Raw genomic sequence first — 2,395 nt, 5'->3', positions numbered from 1 at the left:
CGCCCGGGCCCGTCCGCCGCGCGACCACTTCACCGCCCGGCCGACGTCCTGGGTGGCCGGGGTGTGCGACCGCGGCCGGCGGCACTCCCGCAACGAGGACGCGATGGCGCTGGCGGCTGAGGACGAGCCGGTGCGCCGGGCCGTGCTGGTGGTCTGCGACGGCGTCTCCACCGCCCCCGACTCCGACCGGGCCTCGATGGCCGCCGCCACCGCCGCCCGCGACCTGCTCGACCAGCACCGTCCGGTCGGGCTGGGCACCCCGGAGAGCCGGGCCGCGGCGATGGAGGCCACCATGGTCGACGGCGGCCAGGCCGCCCACCAGGCGGTGGTGGACGGGTCGGACCCCGCCGGCGACAACGCCCCCTCCTGCACCTTCGCCGCGGCCGTGGTCGAGGGCGACCTGTGCGTCTGGGGGCTGGTCGGCGACTCCCGCGTCTACTGGCTGCCCGACGGCGGACCGGGTGAGCAGCTCGGCGTCGACGACTCGGTGGCCGCGCTGCGGATCGCCGCCGGGGTGGAGCGCGAGGTGGCCGAGAGCAGCGCCGGCGCGCACGCCATCACCCGCTGGCTCGGCTCGGACTCCCCCGACACGATGGCGCTCACCGGCTCGCTGCCGCTGGACCGTCCCGGCTGGGTGCTGGTCTGCTCCGACGGGCTGTGGAACTACGTCTCCCGCGCCGACCGGGTGCACGAGCTGGTCGGCCGGCTCGTCGCCGGGGGCCACCGCGACCCGCTGGAGCTGGCCGGGGCGCTGGTCGGCTGGGCCAACGAGCAGGGCGGGCAGGACAACGTCACGGTGGCGCTGGCCCGGGTCGGGGACGACGTCCCACCGGCGGCGGGGGCTTCGGCATACTGAGGCCAGCCGACTGCTAGGAGCACCATGGCCCGGTTCGGGACCGACGTCTACCAGAACGAGTTCCTGCCCGACGGCGGGACCGACGTCCACGCCATCGTCACGGTGACCTGCAGCGAGGCCGGTGTGGCTGGACGGGCCGGGAGCGGCGAGGCCGGCGAGATCGTCGTGGTCGACACGTCGGGCTCGATGGGCCAGGCCGGGATGGAGGCGGCCAAGCAGGCCGCCACCGCGGCGCTGGAGCAGGTCGTCGACGGCACCTGGTTCGCCGTGGTGGCCGGCAACCACCGCGCCTACCTCGCCTACCCCGCGGTGCAGACCGGGCCGGGCATGGTGCGGATGGACGCCCGCACCCGCGCCGAGGCCGCGCGGGCGGTGCAGACCTTCCGCGCCGACGGCGGCACCGCGATCGGCAGCTGGCTGCGGCTGACCACCGCGCTGTTCGGCTCGGTGCCCGGGCTGACGCAGAAGCACGCGATCCTGCTCACCGACGGTGAGAACCACAACGAGCGCCCCGAGGAGCTGGAGGAGGCGGTCCGGGCGGCCACCGGGGTGTTCCAGTGCGACTGCCGCGGCGTCGGGGTGCAGTGGAAGGTCGAGGAGCTCCGCCGGATCGCCCGGGCGCTGCTGGGCACCGTCGACATCATCCCCCGCCCCGAGCAGATGGCCGAGGTGTTCGGCGAGCTGATGCGCACCTCGATGGCCCGCGGCGTCGCCGAGGCCGAGCTGCGGGTGTGGGTGCCGCAGGGGGCCGAGCTGCTCTTCGTCCGGCAGGTCGCGCCCACGGTGGAGGAGCTCACCGACCGCGCGGTGACGGTGAACGCGCTGACCCGCGGCTTCCCCACCGGCTCCTGGGGGGATGAGTCGCGCGACTACCACGTCGCGGTCCGCCTGGCCGCCCGTGCGCTGGGCCAGGAGCAGCTGGCCGCCCGGGTGCAGCTGGCGGTCGGCGGGGAGGTGCTGAGCCAGGGCCTGGTCAAGGCGCAGTGGTCGGCCGACGACCAGCTGACCACCCGGATCAGCCCCGAGGTCGCCCACTACACCGGCCAGACCGAGCTGGCCCGGGCCATCCAGGAGGGGCTGGCCGCCAAGGCCGCCGGGGACGAGGGCACCGCTACCGTACGGTTGGGTCGGGCGGTGCAGCTCGCGGCGGCCACCGGCGACGAGGCGGCGACCAGCCGGCTGCGACGGGTGGTCGACATCGACGACGAGGAGGCCGGCACCGTCCGGCTGAAGCGCCAGGTCGACCGGGCCGACGAGATGGCCCTCGACACCGCCTCGACCAAGACGACCCGGATCCGGAGCTGAGATGACCACCTGCCCCCAGGGCCACCAGTCCACCGCCGAGGACTACTGCGACGTCTGCGGCGCGCCGATCCAGGCCGGCCCCGCACCGGCCGCCCCCTCACCGTCGTCCGGCGGCGCGGGGACGACGGAGGACGCCGGCGGGCGCACCTGCCCGCACTGCTCGGCCGGCAACGCCGCCGACGCCCTGTTCTGCGAGGCCTGCGGCTACGACTTCACCACGGGCACCCCGCCGCG

Annotated in this window: 3 protein-coding genes; all 3 read left to right on the top strand. The window is 75.9% G+C overall.

Annotated elements, in window-relative coordinates; genetic code table 11:
* Positions 1–856: PP2C family protein-serine/threonine phosphatase (locus tag DVA66_RS19455; RefSeq protein WP_114561470.1), on the top strand; the 856-nt coding region annotated here is incomplete at its 5' end.
* Positions 857–880: 24 nt separating this feature from the next.
* Positions 881–2,161, top strand: a complete 1,281-nt coding sequence (locus DVA66_RS19450; protein ID WP_114561469.1) for a vWA domain-containing protein — start codon at positions 881–883, stop codon at positions 2,159–2,161.
* A 1-nt stretch (position 2,162) separates the two neighbouring features.
* Positions 2,163–2,395: double zinc ribbon domain-containing protein (locus DVA66_RS19445; protein WP_332872894.1), on the top strand; the 233-nt coding region annotated here is incomplete at its 3' end.

Source organism: Desertihabitans aurantiacus (assembly GCF_003344635.1).
Classification (GTDB): domain Bacteria; phylum Actinomycetota; class Actinomycetes; order Propionibacteriales; family Propionibacteriaceae; genus Desertihabitans; species Desertihabitans aurantiacus.
This window is presented reverse-complemented; position numbering and strand designations above follow the sequence as displayed.

Coding starts and splice junctions, on each gene's coding strand:
- DVA66_RS19450 (WP_114561469.1), top strand. CDS start 881: ATGGCCCGGTTCGGGACCGACGTCTACCAGAACGAGTTCCTGCCCGAC.